This window comes from Streptomyces ipomoeae 91-03 (assembly GCF_000317595.1).
Taxonomy (GTDB): domain Bacteria; phylum Actinomycetota; class Actinomycetes; order Streptomycetales; family Streptomycetaceae; genus Streptomyces; species Streptomyces ipomoeae.
In genome coordinates this window covers 23,592-42,666 of record NZ_AEJC01000152.1, presented here as the reverse complement: position 1 = coordinate 42,666, position 19,075 = coordinate 23,592, and the positions used below count along the sequence as shown (strand labels likewise).

At 70.9% G+C, this 19,075-nt stretch carries 17 protein-coding genes and 2 pseudogenes; 6 read left to right on the top strand and 13 right to left on the bottom strand.

What is annotated here, in order from left to right:
* Window positions 1-6: 6 nt before the first annotated feature.
* Window positions 7-1,146 carry an aminoglycoside phosphotransferase family protein gene (locus tag STRIP9103_RS09810; protein WP_048820000.1) on the bottom strand — a complete coding sequence of 380 codons (1,140 nt, stop codon included), beginning with the start codon at window positions 1,144-1,146 and terminating at the stop codon, window positions 7-9.
* A gap of 245 nt (window positions 1,147-1,391) precedes the next feature.
* On the opposite strand from STRIP9103_RS09810, the gene STRIP9103_RS09805 reads away from it, so the two are divergent.
* A complete protein-coding gene (locus STRIP9103_RS09805) occupies window positions 1,392-2,888 on the top strand; it encodes a DNA-binding protein NsdB (RefSeq protein ID WP_009306588.1) in 1,497 nt (498 codons plus the stop codon).
* Between the two features lie 57 nt (window positions 2,889-2,945).
* Here STRIP9103_RS09805 and STRIP9103_RS09800 read toward each other — a convergent pair whose 3' ends face one another.
* Entirely contained in the window at window positions 2,946-4,412 is a 1,467-nt protein-coding gene (locus STRIP9103_RS09800) for a PP2C family protein-serine/threonine phosphatase (protein ID WP_009306583.1), read from the bottom strand.
* Between the two features lie 488 nt (window positions 4,413-4,900).
* Here STRIP9103_RS09800 and STRIP9103_RS09795 point away from each other — a divergent pair, with 488 nt between their 5' ends.
* A complete protein-coding gene (locus STRIP9103_RS09795; protein WP_009306605.1) occupies window positions 4,901-5,314 on the top strand; it encodes an SsgA family sporulation/cell division regulator in 414 nt (137 codons plus the stop codon).
* A 45-nt stretch (window positions 5,315-5,359) separates the two neighbouring features.
* Here STRIP9103_RS09795 and STRIP9103_RS09790 read toward each other — a convergent pair whose 3' ends face one another.
* The 3 genes from STRIP9103_RS09790 to STRIP9103_RS09780 form a co-directional block, all read right to left on the bottom strand.
* On the bottom strand, window positions 5,360-6,457 hold the full coding sequence (locus STRIP9103_RS09790; RefSeq protein ID WP_009306573.1) for a baeRF3 domain-containing protein: 1,098 nt from the start codon (window positions 6,455-6,457) through the stop codon (window positions 5,360-5,362).
* 173 nt (window positions 6,458-6,630) lie between these two features.
* Complete coding sequence (locus STRIP9103_RS09785; protein ID WP_009306603.1) at window positions 6,631-7,161, bottom strand: DUF4232 domain-containing protein; 531 nt, start codon at window positions 7,159-7,161, stop codon at window positions 6,631-6,633.
* A gap of 125 nt (window positions 7,162-7,286) precedes the next feature.
* Complete coding sequence (locus STRIP9103_RS09780; protein WP_009306546.1) at window positions 7,287-8,903, bottom strand: alpha/beta hydrolase; 1,617 nt, start codon at window positions 8,901-8,903, stop codon at window positions 7,287-7,289.
* 394 nt (window positions 8,904-9,297) lie between these two features.
* Here STRIP9103_RS09780 and STRIP9103_RS09775 point away from each other — a divergent pair, with 394 nt between their 5' ends.
* On the top strand, window positions 9,298-10,146 hold the full coding sequence (locus STRIP9103_RS09775; RefSeq protein WP_009306543.1) for a GNAT family N-acetyltransferase: 849 nt from the start codon (window positions 9,298-9,300) through the stop codon (window positions 10,144-10,146).
* On the opposite strand, the gene STRIP9103_RS09770 is transcribed toward STRIP9103_RS09775, so the two are convergent.
* The gene (locus tag STRIP9103_RS09770) at window positions 10,124-11,254 is read right to left on the bottom strand and encodes an acyltransferase family protein (protein ID WP_009306591.1); all 1,131 of its coding nucleotides are present in this window, start codon (window positions 11,252-11,254) and stop codon (window positions 10,124-10,126) included. The genes STRIP9103_RS09775 and STRIP9103_RS09770 overlap by 23 nt on opposite strands.
* A gap of 166 nt (window positions 11,255-11,420) precedes the next feature.
* On the opposite strand from STRIP9103_RS09770, the gene STRIP9103_RS09765 reads away from it, so the two are divergent.
* Entirely contained in the window at window positions 11,421-12,215 is a 795-nt protein-coding gene (locus STRIP9103_RS09765; protein WP_009306590.1) for a GNAT family N-acetyltransferase, read from the top strand.
* A gap of 9 nt (window positions 12,216-12,224) precedes the next feature.
* On the opposite strand, the gene STRIP9103_RS09760 is transcribed toward STRIP9103_RS09765, so the two are convergent.
* The 6 genes and pseudogenes from STRIP9103_RS09760 to STRIP9103_RS53065 all read right to left on the bottom strand — a co-directional run.
* Window positions 12,225-13,103, bottom strand: coding sequence for a GNAT family N-acetyltransferase (locus STRIP9103_RS09760; RefSeq protein WP_009306597.1), 879 nt, complete (start codon window positions 13,101-13,103; stop codon window positions 12,225-12,227).
* A 97-nt stretch (window positions 13,104-13,200) separates the two neighbouring features.
* Complete coding sequence (locus STRIP9103_RS09755) at window positions 13,201-13,464, bottom strand: GlsB/YeaQ/YmgE family stress response membrane protein (protein ID WP_009306571.1); 264 nt, start codon at window positions 13,462-13,464, stop codon at window positions 13,201-13,203.
* A 94-nt stretch (window positions 13,465-13,558) separates the two neighbouring features.
* Complete coding sequence (locus STRIP9103_RS09750; protein WP_009306599.1) at window positions 13,559-14,131, bottom strand: nucleoside/nucleotide kinase family protein; 573 nt, start codon at window positions 14,129-14,131, stop codon at window positions 13,559-13,561.
* Entirely contained in the window at window positions 14,132-15,364 is a 1,233-nt protein-coding gene (locus STRIP9103_RS09745; RefSeq protein ID WP_009306548.1) for an aminoglycoside phosphotransferase family protein, read from the bottom strand.
* A gap of 464 nt (window positions 15,365-15,828) precedes the next feature.
* Window positions 15,829-16,269, bottom strand: coding sequence for an SPW repeat protein (locus tag STRIP9103_RS09740; protein WP_009306550.1), 441 nt, complete (start codon window positions 16,267-16,269; stop codon window positions 15,829-15,831).
* A gap of 69 nt (window positions 16,270-16,338) precedes the next feature.
* A pseudogene (locus tag STRIP9103_RS53065) lies at window positions 16,339-16,578 on the bottom strand (FAD-binding domain-containing protein); the annotation flags it as partial.
* 472 nt (window positions 16,579-17,050) lie between these two features.
* On the opposite strand from STRIP9103_RS53065, the gene STRIP9103_RS52735 reads away from it, so the two are divergent.
* On the top strand, window positions 17,051-17,173 hold the full coding sequence (locus STRIP9103_RS52735) for a hypothetical protein (RefSeq protein ID WP_009306537.1): 123 nt from the start codon (window positions 17,051-17,053) through the stop codon (window positions 17,171-17,173).
* A gap of 135 nt (window positions 17,174-17,308) precedes the next feature.
* Window positions 17,309-17,833: pseudogene (gene ssuE, locus STRIP9103_RS09735) on the top strand (NADPH-dependent FMN reductase); the annotation flags it as partial.
* A gap of 197 nt (window positions 17,834-18,030) precedes the next feature.
* Here the strand turns inward: ssuE and STRIP9103_RS09730 are convergent.
* Window positions 18,031-19,074, bottom strand: coding sequence for an acyl-CoA dehydrogenase family protein (locus STRIP9103_RS09730; RefSeq protein ID WP_009306540.1), 1,044 nt, complete (start codon window positions 19,072-19,074; stop codon window positions 18,031-18,033).
* Window position 19,075: the final 1 nt, after the last annotated feature.

The window sequence follows — 19,075 nt, the reverse complement described above, 5'->3', positions numbered from 1 at the left end:
TTCCCCTCAGCGAGTGCCGACCGCCGCCCGTACGGCCTTGCGGGCCAGTTGGCAGTCGTCGTGCAGCCGCCTCAGCAGCAGCCGCTGTTCCTCGCCGGATGGCGCGGCAGCCGGGTGGGCCGGGCCCGGTGCCGCCGGGGTCGCGTCGTGCATCGAACGCTGCACGGCCGTCTCGTACGTACGGATCTCCCGGGTCAGTACGAGCATCAGATTCACCAGGAAGGCGTCCCGCGAGGCCGGGCCCGCCGACTGCGCCAGCTGACTGATCTGCCGCCGTGCCACGGGGGCGTCTCCGAGCACCGCCCACAGCGTCGCCAGGTCGTACCCCGGCAGATACCACCCCGCGTGTTCCCAGTCCACCAGCACTGGACCGGCCGGTGAGAGCAGGATGTTCGACAACAGGGCGTCGCCGTGGCAGAACTGGCCCATGCCCTGCCGGCCCGAGGCGTGCGCGATGCCGTGCAGCAGCTTCTGCAGATCGCCCATGTCCCGGTCGGTGAGCAGACCCAGCTCATGGAACCGGGAGATCCGCTCCGCGTAGTCCAGCGGGGCGTCGAACGTCCCCGCCGGTGGCCGCCACGCGTTCAGTCGGCAGATCGCGCCGAGCGCCGCCCGGATGTCGGCGCGCGGTGGCGCCTCCACCGGATGCCGCTGCAGGGCGGCCATCCGGCCCGGCATCCGCTCGATGACCAAGGTGCAGTTGTCCGGGTCCGCCGCGACCAGTCGCGGCACGCGCACCGGAGGGCGGTGCCGGACGAACGAGCGGTACGCGGCTATTTCATGCCGGATCCGCTCCTCCCACATCGGGGAGTGGTCCAGTAAACACTTGGCGACGGCCGTACTGCGCCCGGTCGTGCCGACGAGCAGCACCGAGCGGCCGCTTCGGCGCAGCACCTGGACCGGAGCGAACTCCGGGCAGATGCGATGCACCGAAGCGATCGCCGTGCGCAGCTGCGCGCCCTGAGGGCCGGACAAGTCGAGTCTCCCGCTGAGCGGTTGGGTGCCGGGCCCCGGGACGCGCCGTCGGCCGGTGCCCAGGACGGTGCCCGCCGAGCGCGTGGGGTCGAGATAGGGGCCGCCGCTGCCAGGCTGGCGGGGTGCGAGCGGCCGGGGTGGGGCGGACACGGAGGACGATGCTGCGTACATGGGGAATACAGATCCCTTCGTGTGCCTGCGATGTCACGCGCTACCCGCCCCGGCCGCCCTCGGCGCACCCTGGGGAATGCACCTGTCGTGTCAGGAGGGCGACCGGGTCGGGGTGGCGCTTTCCTACCTGACACCGGATGGGCCGTGGCACACCATCTGGCGCACCCTGGCGAACCCTGGCGAATAGTCCCGGAGCAACTGACAGCGGGCTACTGTCAACTCAGCCGAGAACCTGGGGGCTTGACGTGAGCGGACAACCCAACACCCGACTCGCAGACCTGTTCGGCCTGGCCGGCTGGTCGAAGGGAGAGCTCGCGAGGCTGGTCAACCGGCAGGCGGCGGCCATGGGCCACCCCCAGCTGGCGACCGACACCTCACGGGTGCGGCGTTGGATCGACATGGGAGAGATCCCGCGCGATCCCGTGCCACGGGTGCTGGCGATGCTGTTCACCGAGCGTCTCGGCCGTGTCGTGACCATCGAGGACCTCGGTCTGGTGCGGCACGGGCGGACGGGGAAGCGGCGGGCCGGCGAGGGTGTGGAACACCCCGACGGTGTGCCGTGGACGCCCGAACGGACAGCCGCGGTCCTCACCGAATTCACGGGAATGGACCTCATGCTCAACCGACGCGGTTTGGTGGGCGCGGGTGCCGCGCTCGCCGCGGGATCCGTACTCAGCAGCGCCATGTACGACTGGCTGCACACCGATCCGGCACTGATGGCCGACGCCCCTGACATCGACAACCCCCTGCACGCCGACTCGGCCGGGTTCGAGCGGTACGAGGCCGCCCCCATCGGCTCGCAGGAGGTCGAGGAGCTGGAGCGCTCGGTCGACGTGTTCCGTGCCTGGGACGCGGCCCGCGGCGGCGGGCTGCAGCGCAAGGCAGTCGTAGGACAACTCAACGAGGTGGGAGGCATGCTCTCCTACCGTCACTCCGACCCTCTGCAGCGGCGCCTGTGGAGCGTCGCCGCCGACCTCGCGGTCCTCGCCGGCTGGATGTCACACGACGTCGGCCTGGAAGCCACCGCCCAGAAGTACTTCGTCATCGCCGCCCACGCCGCCAGGGAGGGCGGTGACCGGCCCCGCGCCGGCGAGGCCCTCTCCCGGGCGGCCCGGCAACTGGTCCACCTGGGTAAACCCGACGAGGCACTCGACCTCATGAAGCTCGCCCAGTCCGGCTCCGGCGACCAGGTGCTGCCCCGCACCAAGGCCATGCTCTACACCATCGAGGCCTGGGCGCATGCCTCCATGGGCAAGGGCCAGGCCACGCGGCGCACCCTCGGCCAGGCGGAGGATCTGTTCGTCTCCGACAAGGCGGACACACCACTGCCGAGCTGGATGTCGATGTTCAAGGAAGAGGACCTGTACGGCATGCAGGCCCTGTCCTACCGCACGCTCGCGGAGCACGACCCCGGTGCGGCCAGGATCAGCCAGCACTACGCGGAGAAGGCCCTGGCCCTGCGCGTCGACGGCCGACAGCGGTCGAAGATCTTCGACTATCTGTCGATGGCCTCGGCCTGTTTCATCGACGGCGATCCGGAACAGGGGGAACGCTACGCCCGTGAGGCCCTGGACGCGATGGGTTCCAACTCCTCCCACCGCACCTGGGACCGGCTGGGCCAGATGTACGAGTTGACCGGCCGGTACGCCGACCAGCCGAGGATCCGGGAGCTGCGAGAGGAGATCAGGCTCGCTCTGCCCAAGGGGACGGCGAAGAACAAGGGGGGCACCGCGCAGGCGTGACGGCGAAAGGCCTCAGGGGCGTGACCCCCAGGGACCTCAGGAACCGGCCCCGGCGCCTCAGGAACTGACCCTGGCGACGAGCAAGCAGGCGTCGTCCTCGCGCTCGCCCTCGCCGAACTCCTCCACCACTGTCCGCACACACTCCTGGGCCGTACGCGCCTCGCTCAACCGGGGGGCCAGGTTCAGCAGCCGCTGCACGGTCGCCGTTTCCTGCCCGCCCACGGCGTCGGCCGAGCCGGTGGCCTCCCATCGCCGGGGGATCAGTCCATCGGTGTGCAGGAGCAGCAGATCGCCCTGTTCGAGCGTCACTTCGGCCTGTCCGTAGACGGCACCCGAGGTGGCGCCGAGCAGTACGCCGTCCGGCGCCTTCAGCACGTGCCCCGTCCCGTCGCGGAACAGCAGCGGGGCGGGGTGTCCGGCCTGTGCCCAGACGAGGGTGCGGGTCGCCGGCCGGTAGTGGCAGCAGACGGCGCTGCCGAGGGCCGGTTGCGCGGTGGCGTCCAGTAACTGGTTGAGGCAGGCCATCATCCGGCCCGGCTCGGTGCCCGCCATCGCCATGCCGCGCAGCGCGCCGATCAGCATCGCCATGCCCGAGGTGACGGTGACACCGTGCCCGGTGAGGTCGCCGACGGTCAGCAGGCTCTCGCCGCCCGGGAGTTCGAGGGCGTCGTACCAGTCGCCGCCGATCAGCGCGCTCGTGGCGGACGGCAGATAGCGGGCCGCCAGATCGAGCGCCTCGGGGCCGTGCAGCGGGAGCCGCAGGGAGCCGCGCCACGGTGGCAGCACGGCCTCCTGCAACTCGACCGCGAGCCGGTGCTCGGTCTGCGCGATGTGCCGCTGACGCTGGAGCGAGTCACGGGTCTCGCTCACCACGAGCTGGCTGCGCCGCAGTTCACTGACGTCCCGCAGTACGGCCCACATCGAGGCGGTATTGCCGTCGTCGTCGAGTACGGGCTCGCCCATCATGTGCACGGTGCGTACCGCGCCGTCGGGCAGCACGATCCGGAACTCCCCGTCGATGCGTTTGGCGTCGATCAGACAGTCCGTCACCATCGCCGTCAGCTTCGGCCGGTCCTCGTCCAGCACCAGCGACGGCAGCTCGTCGAGGGTGAGCGGCGGGGCGGCGGGGTCGCGGCCGAGGATCTGGTACAGCTCCCCGGACCAACTGGCCTCGTCCGTCAGCAGGTTCCATTCGGCGCTGCCGACCCGGCTGAGCAGCGACTGCCGCCGGGGCGGCACGGCCGGCACGGGCCGGGTGCCGGGCGTCGCCTCCGGTGCGGCGGGTGCGGCGGGACCGTCCCGCAGCTGGGACAAGTGCTCGTCCAGATCGCTGAGTTGATGCAGGGCCAGATCGTAGAGCGCCCGCTGCCACCGGCCCTCGGCGTCCGTTCCGCCGGCGGACGTGTCACGGCGTACGGCGTCCACGTCCCCGAGCAGCCGTCGGGTCTGCGAGATGAGCGCGTCGACCGTGCCGCGCCGGGGCGGCTGGGCGGCGGGGCGATCCGCAGAGAGGTGGGACGGCATCACTACTCCGATGGGGGGTCACTGCGACCGACGCGGACGGAAGGGCCGGTTACGACTGTTGCACAGCCCGCGACGCGCTGTAAGGGATTTGGCAAGACACGATACGGCGATGCTTCTGGCGTATGCCGCTGTCCTGGGAGGGTGGGTTCACCACGGTAGGCAGTTACGCGTCTGTCGGGGTCAAGTCGTAGAGATCGTACGTGACTTGACGGAGCGTCGGTCCCGTCGGGCACTCATTTCACTCATGTGTTCGATGGGTCGATGTGTGATTCCCCTCGACTACACAGAGCGGCATATGTAAATCGGAACGTGCCGATGTTCTCCAGGGTGGGGACCGGCGGGTCGGGAGGTCTGGCAGTGACATGGGTCACAGGGGTGAATCCGGATGGCCGCGTCGTGCGAATGCTCTCCGCGAGGTCGAAGAGGCATGCCGGCGCATCGGCCGGCCCGCACCGGAAGCAGACCTTCACCAGAAAGGGAGACCGTTGATGACCGTCAAGCTGGAACAGCCCGCTCGTGCGCTCCTCGTCACCGCCGAGGACCGGGAGGTTCCGGTACCCGCGTCCCTGCGCTACTCCTCCGACGACCCGCTCGCCGTCCACCTGGACTTCCCGGCCGACATCTCGCTGAGCGGTGACATGGTGACGTGGACCTTCTCCCGCGACCTGCTGGAGGAGGGGCTCCCGGCGCCCGCCGGCGCCGGCGATGTGCACATCTGGCCCTGCGGCCGTGCCCGCACGGTGATCGAACTGCACTCCCCGTACGGGCTGGCCATGCTCCAGTTCGACACGGCGGCACTCCAGCGTTTCCTGCTGAGCACCTACGCCGTGGTCGCGGCGGGGAGCGAAGAGCTGGGCGTGGCCCTCGACCGGGGCCTCACGACCCTCCTCCGCGGCGTCTGACGCCCGCCCCGCCCCGGCCGGGCTCCGCTGCCCGTGAGCCGGGCCTCAGTACCGCAGGACGCCCGCGATGCCCCGGGCGTCCCCGAGCGTGCCGTCGGGCACGAAGCGCACCTCGGCGCCCGTGTCCAGGCACTGTTCGACGATCTCGTCCACGATGTCGTCCCGGGCGTCGAGGTCTCCGCTCTCGGCCGGTACGAGATGGGGGCCGCCGTCGGCGCGTACGGTCGTCCGGTAGTTCTCCTCCACCGCCAGGAGCTCGATGCGCCCCTGCTCCGCGTTCTGCCGGACCTCGTCGACCCCGGCGGCGAAGGCCTTCTGACCGCGGGCCGCTTCGAGCCGCCGGGCCACGGCGTCGACGTTCCTGCGGTCCTCCGCCGCGACCACCGGCCGCACCGCCTGCCACACCGCCTCCGGGGTGCCGTGCGTGAGGCCGCCGTGCGGGACATGAATGGCGTCCCGGGTGACCGTGCCGATCTCGTCGAGCAGGGACAGCGCCGCCGTCTCCCCGGTGACGTACAGGGGCCGGGGAAGCGCGCGCAGCACACGGCCCATCGTGATGTCGGCGTCCCGCAGGAAGTGCCGGGTCCCCTCGTCGCGGAAGGTGCTCGGCATGTCGCCGATCCGCATCTGCCGCTCGGCGTCGAAGTTGTCGCGCTCCCTGGTCAGGGGGAAACCGCCGGTGCGCGTCTCCGTGACACGGTCGCCGCCGCCGCTCCACAGCGTGACCCGGTCGGCGGAGACCGAGAGCACCCAGAACGGCCGTTCGGCGGCGTACGCGGCCACCAGGTTCCGGGTCAGGAAGGTGTCCGAGAACACCACGCGCTCCGGCACCGGACGGGACAGCGACCAGACCTGGTGCTCACCCGGCGCCGCGAAGATCACCAGACCGTCCTCGGCGTGGGTCAGGTCCACCTCGGCCAACGCCTTGTCCAACTGCCCCACGACGTCGTTGCGCCGCTCCCGGGTGACCGCGGGATCGTGCTCCAGCTGCTTCTTCGCCCGGGCGAGCACATTGCGCAGCCGGACCGGATCCTGCGCGTTCTCCGGCTCCCTCCGGTGCGTGGGCGTCAGCACCGACACGGCCGGATAGGGCCGCGGGCGGCGCAGCTCGGTCAGGGTCGCGGAACTCAGGGCGTGCTCCATGACTTCACGATAGGACCGATTCGCCCGCCGGGCATTTGGGGTAATCCGGCCGGGGTGGAACCCTCGGTACGGGCGTCGCCCGCCGTGCGCGCACCGGCGAGGGCGCGCGCCCGACGGGCGACGAGGCGTGTGCGCGTACGGCTGGGGTCAGTCGTACGTCTGCCCGGAGAGGATCAGCCGACTTCCTTCTTCAGCGCCTTGTCGGCGGCGGCCTTGGACGGCTTCCACCACGTCGTCACCGGCTCCCAGACCTTCACCTTCTTGCTCGCGCCCAGCTGCTTCGTGGTGAACGTACGGCCGTTGTAGTTCGGGTTGGCCGACACGGTGATCGTGCCGACGCGGCGCGCGTCCGGGTCCTTCAGGTCGGCGATCGTACGGACCGCCGCGTACACCGTCTTCCCGGGACCGACCTTGTACGGGCCGCTCTCGCCGGAGGGCACCGGCAGGGCCGCGCCGTCGAGGTCGCCGAAGGTGACGACGGGGAGGCGGTCGATGGTGCAGGTACGGGCGCTGGTGTTCTTGGCGGTGATGTGCACGATCCTCGTGTCCTTCGCCTGCTTGGCGCCCAGCTTGAGGACCTTCGCCTTGCAGACGGGGGTCTTGGCGGCCGGCTGGGCGGCCAGACTCTGCGGAGCGGCGGTGATGAACAGGGCGGTGCCGGCGGTCACCGCGGTCGAGAAGACGAGGACGGAACGGATACGCATCAGTAAAATCCCCCAGTTTTGGTCACGTACGGGTACGGCACGCGCAAAAGGCGACGCACACCCAGTGTGACGCGCGAGATACGGACGGGGTTGTACGTGATGCGTCCGTGTTACAGGCCTGATGCTCAGTCGTCGGGTCCGCAGGAACTCCCGTCGTCCGGCAGCGATCCGAACAGCAGGAAGTCGTCGACCTTCTGGTGCACGCACTTCGACGACGCGTACCCGGTGTGTCCCGTGCCCTTGTGGTCGAGGACGACCGCGGCGGAGCCGAGCCGCTTCGCCGTCTCCACGGTCCACCGGTACGGGGTGGCAGGGTCGCCCCGGGTGCCGACGAGCAGCATCTTCGGGGTGTCGACGTCCCGCACCTTCTCACGGATGAAGTCGGTGCCCTTGGGACGGCCATAGCACATCAGCACCTGGGCGAGCCGGTACCGGCCGAAGACCGGGGAGGCCTTCTCGTACGCCGCGCGCAACTCCTCGATCTCCTCGGTGATCCGGTCGGCGGTGGGCCGGTCGGGGTCGTCGGCGCAGTTGATGGCCATCAGCGCGGCGGGAATGTTGTCGAGCGGGACCTCATCGGCGTCGACGAGGTCGCTGTGCGGGGTGGGGGTGGCGGACGTACCGGGTGCGGAGGGCCTGTGCGGGTACGGGTGGGGCCGTGCGGCGATGCCGCCGCCCGCGAGGGCGATGACGCCCCGGGCGTCGCCGTCGTACAGGAGCATGTTGAGCGCCTGGGTGAGAACGGGCCACATCTGTTCGCTGTAGAGACCCTGGCTGATGGCGCTCACGAGGTCCTGCCCCGAGAACTCCTGCCCGAAGTCCGTCGGCACGGGGTACTCGTCGAGTGATTCGATCAGATGGACCACCTGTTCCCGGGCCGAGCGGGCGTCCTGCCCGAACGGACACGTCAGCTGCTCGGCGCACGCGTCGAGGTAGTCCTCCAGCGCGGTCTGCTGGCCCTCGGCGCCCACCAGACCCTGTTCGATCAGTGGTTCGGTGAGGGTGTCCACGCCGTCGAGGACCATCCGCCCGACCCTGTCGGGGAACTGCGCCGCGTACACCGCGCCCAGCCGGGTCCCGTACGAGAAGCCGAGGTAGTTGAGCTTCTTGTCGCCGAGCGCGGCGCGCATCACGTCCAGGTCGCGGGAGGCGTTGACGGTGCCGATGTGCGGCAGGACCGGGCCGGAGTGCTTCTTGCACGCGGCGGCGGCCTTCCGCAGCTGCTTGAGCGCGGTCCCGGGGGCGACGGCGTCATCGCCGTCGTCCGTCGCGTCCAGGGCCACGTTGGTGTTCTCGCCGCAGCTGACGGGGGAGGAGCGGCCGACGCCGCGCGGATCGAAGGACACGATGTCGTAGCCGTCCGTGAGATCCATGAAGTCCTTGCCGCCGTAGGCCAGTCCGGGCACGCCCGGGCCGCCGGGGCCGCCGAAGTTCAGCAGCAGGCTGCCGCGCGAGTCTCCGGTCGCCCGGTAGCGGGCCATGGCCAGGTCGAGCGTTCCGGCGCCGGGCCGGGCGTAGTCGATCGGCACGGTGACCTTGCCGCATCTGAGGTCCTTGGGCATCTCCAGGCCCTCGCACCTGGACCACTTGATCTTCTGGTCGTAGAACCGGGACAGGTCGGGCTGCCTGTCGTCCTGCTCGTCGCCGGTGCCCGCCGCCATGGCCGGCAGACCGGCCCCCAGCAGCGCCAGCACCGCGACCGTGGCTCCGGCGAGCGGGCGCCGGGTGTGCGTGGACCGCATGGGTGCCTCCAGGGAGCCCCCGGCCAAGGGCGGCCGGGAACAGCCCCCGGATCACCATAGGCGGGCCCGGGCGCCCACGCCTCCCGGCGAGCGCGACGGGCGGGAGTGCCGTACCCTGCGCTCCCGTCAGAGACGTACGACCGCCCCGGGCGCCTCACTCGTATGTGTGAACTCGACTGTTCGGAGGGCCCGTTGCCCCGGCGATGTCGGCTGTTTTCAGCGTGGCGAACGCGATCGGCTTCGACGAGGATGCTGCGGATGTGCGGCCGACCGGCGCACCTCGTCCGCGCCGCACCGCACCACGGAGCCCGATGCCGAACAGCACCACCGCACCCGATGCCGCACCGGGCCACGGCGCCCGCCGCACCCGCGACCTCTTCGAAGGAGCGAAACCATGACCTCTCCGGGCTCTCAGGACCTCGTCGTCACCCGGGCCACGCTCGACGACTGGGCGGTGGTCGCCGCATGGGCGGGGGAGGAGGGCTGGAACCCGGGGCTTTCCGACCCCTCGTGCTTCTTCGCCCAGGACCCCGAGGGCTTCTTCATGGGCAGGATCGACTCGGAACCGGTCTCGGCGATCTCCGTCGTCAACTACGGCGACGACTACGCCTTCCTCGGCTTCTACCTCGTACGCCCCGACCTGCGAGGGCGCGGCCACGGCCTCACCACCTGGAAGACCGCCCTCGCCCACGCCGAGGGGCGCACGGTCGGCCTCGACGGCGTGGTCGCGCAGCAGGACAACTACCGGCGCTCCGGCTTCGAGTTCGCCCACCGCACCTTCCGCTTCACGGGCACGGCACCCGAGGTGGCCGTACCCGATGACGTCCGGCCCGTCGAGGACGTACGGACCATCGAGGCGTACGACCGTGCCTGCTGCCCCGCCGACCGCCCCCGCTTCCTGGAGCGCTGGCTGACCACCGACGGACACCGGGCCCTCGCACGCGTCGTCGACGGGCGGCTCACCGGCTACGGCGTCATCCGCCCCGGCCGGGACGCCCTGCGCATCGGCCCGCTGTTCGCCGACACCGAGGCGGACGCCAGGGCGCTCCTCGCCGGGCTGGCCGCCGAGGCCGCGGGCCGGGTGTTCGCCATCGACGTGCCCGAGCCGAACGCGGCGGCCGTCGCCCTGGCCGAGGAGTACGGCCTGACGCCCTCCTTCGAGACGGCCCGGATGTACACGGGACCGATCCGGCCGTACGCCCAGCAGCGCGTCTTCGGGATCACGACCCTGGAGCTCGGCTAGACGGCGGGGCACCGTCGGCCGGCTTGGGAGCGGCGGCGCCCTGCCGGAACGCCCACTCCATACGTGGCTCGACGACACAGCGCAGTACGGCGCGCACGGGCGGGGTGCACAGCAGGGTGATGCCGCCGACCGCGACGGCCGTGACCGCGAGTTGCCCGAGCGGGGTGTGCAGCCAGTCGGCGGCGTACCAGTCCCGGAAGCGGGCCCACTTGATCACGAAGCCGTGCAGCAGATAGCCGTACATCGTGCCCGCGCCCAGCGTCGTGAACCACAGCCGCCGCCGCGGCACCCAGGCCAGGAAGCAGGCCGTCAGCAGCAGCGCCAGACAGAACAGCGCGGGCGTGGTGAGCAGCCCCGCCCAGCGGGGCGCGCCCTGACCGGTGACGCTGCCCCGGTGGTAGAACCAGCCCGCGTCGAACCACGGCGCCACCCAGTACGCCGCCACGAACGCCCCCAGAGCGACGGGCAGCGCGCACAGCCGTACCCGGCGGGTCCGCAACCGCTCGAAGTGCTCGGCGCGCAGCGTCAGCCCCAGCACGAAGAACGGCAGGAACCCCAGCACCCGCTGGATCGAGACGTCACCGCCGAGATCCGGTGAGACCGCCGCCAGCGTCGCCAACGCCAGAGCCACCGGCACCGGGTGACGCAGCATCTGCCACAGCGGAGTGGTCAGCCGCCAGATGAAGAGCGCGACCAGGAACCACATCAGATACCAGGGGTCCAGCAGGCTCAGCGGATAGTCCCAGTCGTCCTGCGCCCACCGGTAGAACAGCGTGTACGCCGTCTCGAACACGACGTACGGCAGAACCACCCCCGTCAGCAGCCGTTTGAGCCGGCCCGGCGCCATGTCGAAGCTCCGCGAGAAGTACCCGGAGATCAGCGCGAAGGCCGGCATGTGGAAGGCGTACACCGTCAGATAGGCGGCGTCTGCGGTCCGGCTGCCGTACGTCAGCGGCTCCCACGCGTGTCCGCAGGCCACCAGGACGATCGTCAGGTACTTCACGTTGTCGAAGTACGGGTCCCGCGACGTGGCTCTCGCCGGTGGCCCGCCCCGGTCGGGAGGGGCCTCGGGGGCGGGGCGGGAGTGCTGCACCACATCTTGGGACATCGAGAGAACTTCTCCGGTCGACGACGACGGACGCGGACCGCCTGCCCCGTTCCGCCGGTCTCAGTCATCCCTCGCGCCGTGCGGGGCGGCGCATTGTCCGGTTCTGGAGCCTGAAATGCGAGCGAATTCCGTTGCCAGGGCGAACGAGTGATGATGAAGTGAACTTATGGATCACGCTGCTGTGCTGGCATTGTTCGACCGGGACATGCGGGAGGGCGCTCGCCCCGACGCGCCCGGAGCCCGGATCGAGCGCGTCGACGGGGTGGTGCGTCAGGTCGGCTCCGAGAAGGGATGGAGCGGCATCGTCTGGTCCGACCTGGACGAGGCCGGCGCCGACGCGGCCGTCGCCGAGCAGATCCGGTACTTCTCCGGACTCGGCCTGGACTTCGAGTGGAAGCTGTACGGTCACGATCTCCCCGTCGACCTGGGGCAACGCCTGCGCGCGGCCGGTTTCACACCGGCTCCGGAGGAGACCCTGATGGTTGCCGAGGTCGCCGACCTGACGCTCGACGTCGAGCCGCCCGAGGGCGTACGGATCCGTCCCGTCACCGATCGTGAGGGCGTGGACATGGTGGCCGACGTCCACGAGAAGGCCTTCGGCACCGACAGCTCCCGTATGCGCCATCAGCTTCTCGCCCACCTCACCGACGACCCCGACACCGTGGTCGCCGTCGTGGCCCTAGCGGGAGACGAACCGGTCAGCGCCGCCCGCATGGAACTGGTCCCCGGCACCCGCTTCGCCGGACTGTGGGGCGGCGGCACCGTCGAGAGCTGGCGCGGTCGGGGCATCTACCGCGCACTCGTAGCCCATCGCGCCCGCGTCGCCGCCGACCGCGGCTACCGCTATGTCCAGGTCGACGCCCTCGCCCGCAGCCGCGACATCCTCGCCCGCCTCGGCTTCGAGCCGCTGACGACCACCACGCCGTACGTGTACGCCGTGGGGACCGAAGCGGCGGCGTGACCACGCCCGTCACAGGTCGAGCTGGTACTCCACCGCCGTGTGCGTGGGCCGGTAGCCGAGCGTGTCGTTGACGCGGAGCATGGGCGTGTTGTGCGCGGCGGTGTCGGTGAGCAGGGCGAGGTCCGGATACAGGCTGTGGGCGTGGAGGATCGTCTCCGCCTTCATCCTCAGACCCAGCCCGTGCCCACGGTGCTCGGGCAGTACGGCCGTACCGTAGTGCTGCCCGTCGCCCTTGCCGTCACCCGGGAGAACGAGCTCGGAGAACCCGACGATCGAGCCGGACGACGCCTCCACCGCCGCGACCGTGTGGAGCACGTCACCGCGCTTCTCGATCGCCTCCGCGGCTGCCACGACCCGCTCGACGTCCCATACCACCGTCCCGTAGTCGGTGTCTCCCATCGGCATGTCGTCCATCGCCCGACGGGACGCGGCATAGGTCTGCGCGATCTCGTCGGGCACGACGCCGGTCCAGGCCGTCAAGTAGTAGCCGGGCCCGGGCTGTTCGGCGATGCGTCGGACGTGATCGAGGTCGATGTCGGCCAGTTCCAGCCGGGCGTACGTCAGGGACAGCACCTCGCGGAACCCGCGCGCGGCGAGGAACGCGCCGCCGGGGGAGCCCTGCTGCGCCTGCGCGATCACGGCCCGGCGCCCCTCGCCCCGGGCCGCGTGGACCGCCGCGTCGAGCAGCGCCGTGCCCACGCCACACCGCCGCTCGGCCGGGTGCACGGTCACCTCCAGCTCCGCCAGATGCGTCTGTCCCTCCCTGGTGAACAGTCGCAGGAAGGCGGAGCCGAGAGGCACCCCCTCCGCCCCGGACGCCAGCCAGGCCAGACGGCGGCTGGACGGGGTGGCGGCGGGGTCGGCGAGCGGCGTGATGCGCGCGGGCAAGGCGTCTCCGGGGGGTGATGGTGTGATGGGTGGGTGTTTGGTGGGGCGGTGGGTTGGGGTGGTGCGATGGATGACGCGATTCTCCGGTCTCTGGTTCTCAGCGTCGCGCCCTCGTACGGTCCAGGGCGCCGATTCCGAGTGCCGCCAGGGCGATCTGGATGAGCCACTCGACCCAGTCGACGCCGTCGGTGTCGGCCACGCCGATCCCCGCGGCGATCGCGGATCCGATCAACGCGGCGACGATGCCGACGAGGATGGTCAGCAGGATGCCGATGCGCTGGCGGCCCGGCACGACGAGCCGGCCGAGTACGCCGATGACGATGCCTATGACGATGGCACTGATGACGCCGTCGATCTCCATCTGATCTCCGCCTCTTCTCATGTCGGTCCCCGCAGCCGTCCGAGTGCCCCGTCGAACACAGGTGCAGTCCGTTCCGGTTTCACCTTCTTCGGCGCTACGAGGACACCGGTGGCGATGAGAGCGGCGGAGGCGGCACCTCCAGCCAGCCCGTGGCCGCCAACACCTCCGTGGCGATGTCGATCACGGCACGCCCGTCGGTCGCCACCCGGACGGTGTCGCCGGGCGCCTGCTCGTCCAGCAGACGCGCCTTGCGGATGCTGCCGGCCAGCTCCCGCTCGAACTCGGAGCCGATCTCCCGCCCTCGGAGCCGCCGCTCGGTGGACTCGTCGGTGGCGGTGAGCAGCACCCGTACGATCCGCACATCCGCGCCCATGGCACGCCGGAAGGTGCCCGCCGTCCCGGCCAGCACGCTCAGGGTGTTGGTGTAGACGAGCCGCCGGTGACCGAGCGCGGCGTAGTTCCCCCACACCGCCGTGAGGTTGCGTTCGGCGATCCCGGCCCGGTGCGGGTCTCCCTCCGGCGCCGGGTGCACCTGTGCCATGAAGTCGCCGTCGATGATCGCGTGCGCGACCTCGGCGCTCCGCAGCCGATCGGAGACCTCCCAGCCGACCGTCGTCTTGCCGACCCCGGCCCGGCCCCCGATCAGCAACACCTCCGCGCGGTCCATCTAGCCGTCCACCCCCGGGGAATCGAAGCTCGGCCGTGAGACGCATCGCAGCGCCTCACGGATCACCGCCGCAGGGTCACCCTCGTGATACGGCCGCTCCGACCTCTCGATGCCGTCGAGGAACTCCTGGTAGCGCACGGCGTACGAGAGATGTGCCAGCGGTTCGGCCAGCGCGAGCGCGCGGGCGGGATCGCTCGTCGGGATGTGGGCCTTCCACGCGTCCACCCAGGTGTGGACGGCGGTCGCGCGCACGGCGTCGGGCAGGAAGTCGTACAGGCGCAGACAGTCCAGGACGGGGTTGCCCCAGTGGGCGTCGGCGAAGTCCACGACGACGGGTGGTCCGCCGTCGCTGCGCCAGTTGCCCGGATGGAAGTCGGCGTGCACGACAGTGTCGGGCAGTTCGCACTCGGCGAGCAGCTTCCAGCGGTTCGCCAACTCGTGTGCGGCGGTCCGTTCTTGAGCGCTGATGTCCAAGTCGGCGGTACGGTCCAGGAGTTCGCGCACCAGGCCGCCGAGCACCCGGTCGCGTCGGTCCCGGAGGCCGGGCGGCGGACGGTTGTCGGCCAGGGCTGCCTGTACGGCGACGAAGCGGCGCAGCCCGGCCTCGACCGTGGCGGCATCCGCTGTCCAGCAGTCCTCGCCCGGGATGTGCTCCAGAAGCACCCGCCCCTCACCGGCGCCGAGGACGGTCGGTACGAGGCCGGGATCGACTCGGGCGAACGCGGCGATGACCATGGCCTCGTCGGAGGCGAAGTGCGGCGTCGCCTTGAGCCAGACCGGCCCTTGCGCCGTGGGCAGCCGGAAGAGCCCGGCGAGATTCCAGGTCCGCCGCTGCTCGACCGGCCCCGTCACCGGCCGCCCCAGCGCGGCCAGCGTGCGCGAGGCCCAGTCGAGCAGCTCGCGGAGCCCGCCGGCCCGTGCCCACGGTGACCGGAGAGCCTCGGACGCGTACAACAGCCGCCGCGGCGCGTCCCGTTGCTCCAGAACCCCGAGTCCCGGCGGCTCCACCGCCTCCAACGCCTCCACGTGATACGTCACATGGCCGTCCCGCCCGCCCTCACCCCCGTCCACGTCCAGCAGCCGCAGCACGAACACGGGCACCCCGAGCGTCCGCTCCAGATGCCCGACGACCGGCTCGACCTCGGCCCACCAGGGAACGTCGACGGGGAAGGGGCCGGTGACGCCGAGGACGTCCTCGCCCGATGTCACCCATGCGCTGACGGTTCGAGTCACGGGCGTCAGTCTGAACGGGGAGGAGGCTCGCGGCGAATGAATATCGGCACCGAGGTCGTCGGCCGGTAGCGGAGCGTGAGTGTGCCGTGGCGGTGTATTTCACGTGGAACCCGTCGGCTTTGCAGGCGGACGCCCGGGGAGTTGTACGAGTGGATCACCATGGCGCGGCGGTCGGTGACGCGGCACCTTGCTGTTCCGGAGACCGCGAACCTGGTCAGCGCGGTGCGGCGGGGAGGCGGAACGGCCGCACGATGCCGCAGGAACCGTGGGAGGTCTCGTGCACCCGGTGGGCGTGCTCGGCCCGGTCTCCGCGCGCCCGAGCCTGGCCCCGCGCGCCCGATCAGGGCCCCCTGGGTCCGTCCCGGCTTCGTGGGTCCGTCCCGGCCTCGTGGGTCCGGACGGCGACGGCCGGCCCGCCTGAGCGGGTCGGCCGTCGTTTTCCCTCGCGGGCGTTTCCGTCGCGCCTACGGCGCGCGTGATGCGCCTCGCGCCGCGGCGCCGGCGCACACCAGCCCCAGAACCAAGGCCAGTGCGCCGATGATGACGTTGTTGACCACGACACCGGCGTCCGGGCTGTCGCCGACGATCCATGGCGAGACGATCATCCAGATCCCGGTCGCGCACATGGCCCAGCTCAGGCCGTACATCCTCTCCGGCCTGGCGGTGAAGCCGAGGGCCAGCAGGCCGATCGCGATGCCCACGATCAGGTTGTGGGGCACCAGCGGAGGCTGGCTGGTCGTGTAGTGGAGTATCCAGGGGGATACGGCGCAGTACAGACCGAGCAGGAACACCGGCCCGTCGACGAGCGCCACATCGCGACCACCGAGCATGCGGGCGTAGCGAGCCTGCATCTCGGATACATCAGGGTGGCTGGTGATGTCACTCCTGTGTGAGAGGTTGGCCATGACTCGACTCCTTCGAACTCAGCAGGCCTGACCGCTTCTGGTGGGGAATGCGGTAAGCGCCGCGTACGTTCATTCTGCGCTTATTTTTCTTTTATGTGTAGTGGTGGGAGGCGGGAAGACGGGCGGAACACGCCTCCCGACAGTCGGGCAGGCCACCGCGGCACGGTCCTGCCCCGGCAGCCTTGACGGCTCGTGCACCGCGGGCCCCTCGGCGTCCGCCGACTCCGGCACCCAGCGGCGTACGTACGCCCCCTCCGGGTCGTACCGCCTCGCCTGGGTGACCGTGTCGAGGACCCGGTGGGGTGGGGAGGGGCGGGGCCGCGGCGGGCGCAGTTGCTCAGCGCGGCCCCCGCGCGGTGAGCCGAGCCGAGTGACCGTCGCCGTGTATTCCAGCCGTTCTATTCGCACGTCGGCACAATGCGGTGCTCCCGGCGGACAGTTGAAAGATTTTCCGGTCAAGCCTTCGTGGAATTCGGTGGTCCGCGACGCGAGACCGGTCGGGATTTCCTTGACCGCGCCACCGAACCGCTGTCGCGATCGGCCCGTGAAGATGCGACTGGACCTCACGCGGCGACGCCATGTCGACCTCGCGTGTGTCTCCAGCACCTCCTGTAGCGCCGCGGCCTGATTCTCCGCAGCCGCCGCCCTCCTCCACGCCCCACCTGCCGCCGCGCGTGCGGTCGTGTGGCGTGTTATCCCCGCACCGCCTGAATTCCCGCCGACATCGGCACCCATGTGAATTCGGCGTGCCGTAAAACCCTCTCCGCAACAGGAGTCCGCCATGCCCGCAGTACCCGTGAAGTCGTCCTTCCACGTGTCCCATGTCAGTGGAGCCGAACTGCGGGGCCGTGAGCCCGAGTCCAAGGCCGGAGCGCAGTTCGTGTCCGCCCTGGTCCGCGCCTGACCGCGCCCGCTGGGTCCTTGAAGGCGAACCGCCCGGGATGGCGAACTGCCCGAACCCAACCCACCTGGTACTCCTGACCGCTCACTCCGGGGCGCCCGTCGCGCACGGTCGCCCCGGTTCCCAGAGAGAGGACTCATGGCCACCGTCCTGTCCGTCTCCGGCAGCCCCTCCGTCTCCTCCCGCACCGCGAAGCTCCTGCGGCACCTGGACGCCCGCCTGACCGCCCAGGGGCACGAGGTCGTCCCGCTCGACGTCCGCACCATCCCGGCCGAGGCGCTGCTGGGCGCGGACTTCCGGCATCCGGCGATCGTCGAGGTCACCGAACTCTTCGAACGCGCCGACGGCGTCGTCATCGGCACCCCCGTCTACAAGGCCGCCTACTCCGGTGTCCTCAAGGCTCTGCTCGACCTGCTCCCGCAGTACGCCCTCACCGGCAGGACCGTGCTGCCCCTGGCCACCGGCGGCACCACCGCCCACGTCCTCGCCATCGACTACGCCCTGCGCCCGGTGCTCAGCTCCATGGGCGCCCGGCACATCGTTCCCGGCTGGTTCACCCTCGACAAGGACATCACCGTCGCAGAGGACGGCAAGGTCACCGTCGCCCCGAACTCGGCCGAGGCCCTGGGCCAGGTCGTCGACCAGTTCCTCACCGCCCTGGGCCGCTGGCGGCACCCGCTCACCCAGCCGGCCGCCCCGGAGGCTCAGGTGCCGTTCGCGAGCTGGCCGCCAGGTCCGCTCCGGGGCCTCCGACAGCATCCGCTCGCAAGCCGACCACCTCGACGGCCCGAGTGCCGTTCGTCGAGCGAGCCGAGGGGCAGGCCGGGGCCAGGGTGACGGCGACGCGAGGCCCCGCAGGGTCAGTACGCCGCCGACAGTGAACCGAGGTGTGCGTGGCGTACCTCGGTCGTCTGGCCCTGGACCAGCAGGAACATCGCCTCGCGGGCCAGTCGCTGGGCCCGGTTGTCCAGGGCCAGGGCACGGCCGCCGCCGGCCACGAGCGCGGCGGTCGTCGCCGTGCGCATCAGGTCGAACGCCTTCGTCTTGAGGGCCAGCCGCTCCTCCATGTGCTCGTGCGGCGCCGGATGGTCGGCCAGGGCGTAGGCCTGCCGCCGCACCTTGTCGACGCGCAGGCGCAGCGCCTTGGTCGTGGGGTCGTTCTGGTCCAGCAGCGCCAGCGCCGACTCGGCGACCCCGAACACCGCCGGGGAGGCGTTGGTCGGCTTGGGCCTGTCGCCCGCGGCCCATGTCTCGTACGGCGCGTGCAGGGCCACGTTGTCCTCGGGGATCCACAGCCCGTCCAACTGGAGCGAGACCGTACGGGCGGCAGTGAGCGCGGCGAGCCGCATCGGCGCCGAGGCCTTCAACCCGGACTGCTGTCTGGCCTCGGTGAAAGCGAACACCACCTCGTCCGCGTCCGTCACCCCGGCCAGCAGCATCACATCGTTCAGCCCCCACCCTGTGTACCAGGGAACCATCCCGTGGAACCGCCACCCGCCACGCTTCGGCACCGCCCGCACCGGAACCTGCGGATACCTCCGCAGATGCGCGTACGCGACCCCGGACAGCAGCTCACCGGTGGCCAGCTTCCCCAACAGGCGGTCACGGGCGGGCAGTTCGTTCTTCACCAGGGTCAACACGGGCGTGTAGTGCTGTGTCTGCACGAACCAGGTCGAGCAGCACGCCCCCGCCAGGATCTCCGCGATCTCCCGCGCCACCGAGTTGGGGGCACCGGACCCGCCGTACGCCACGGGCGCGCTCACCCCGAGCAGCCCCGACTTCTTGATCGCCTCGATACTGCTCGCGGGCACGCCCTCCTGGTCGACACGCTCGGCCTGCGGGGCCAGCACCTCGGCGGCGAGCCTGCGCGCCTGGACGACGAGGGGGTGCGGTGACGTGGTCATG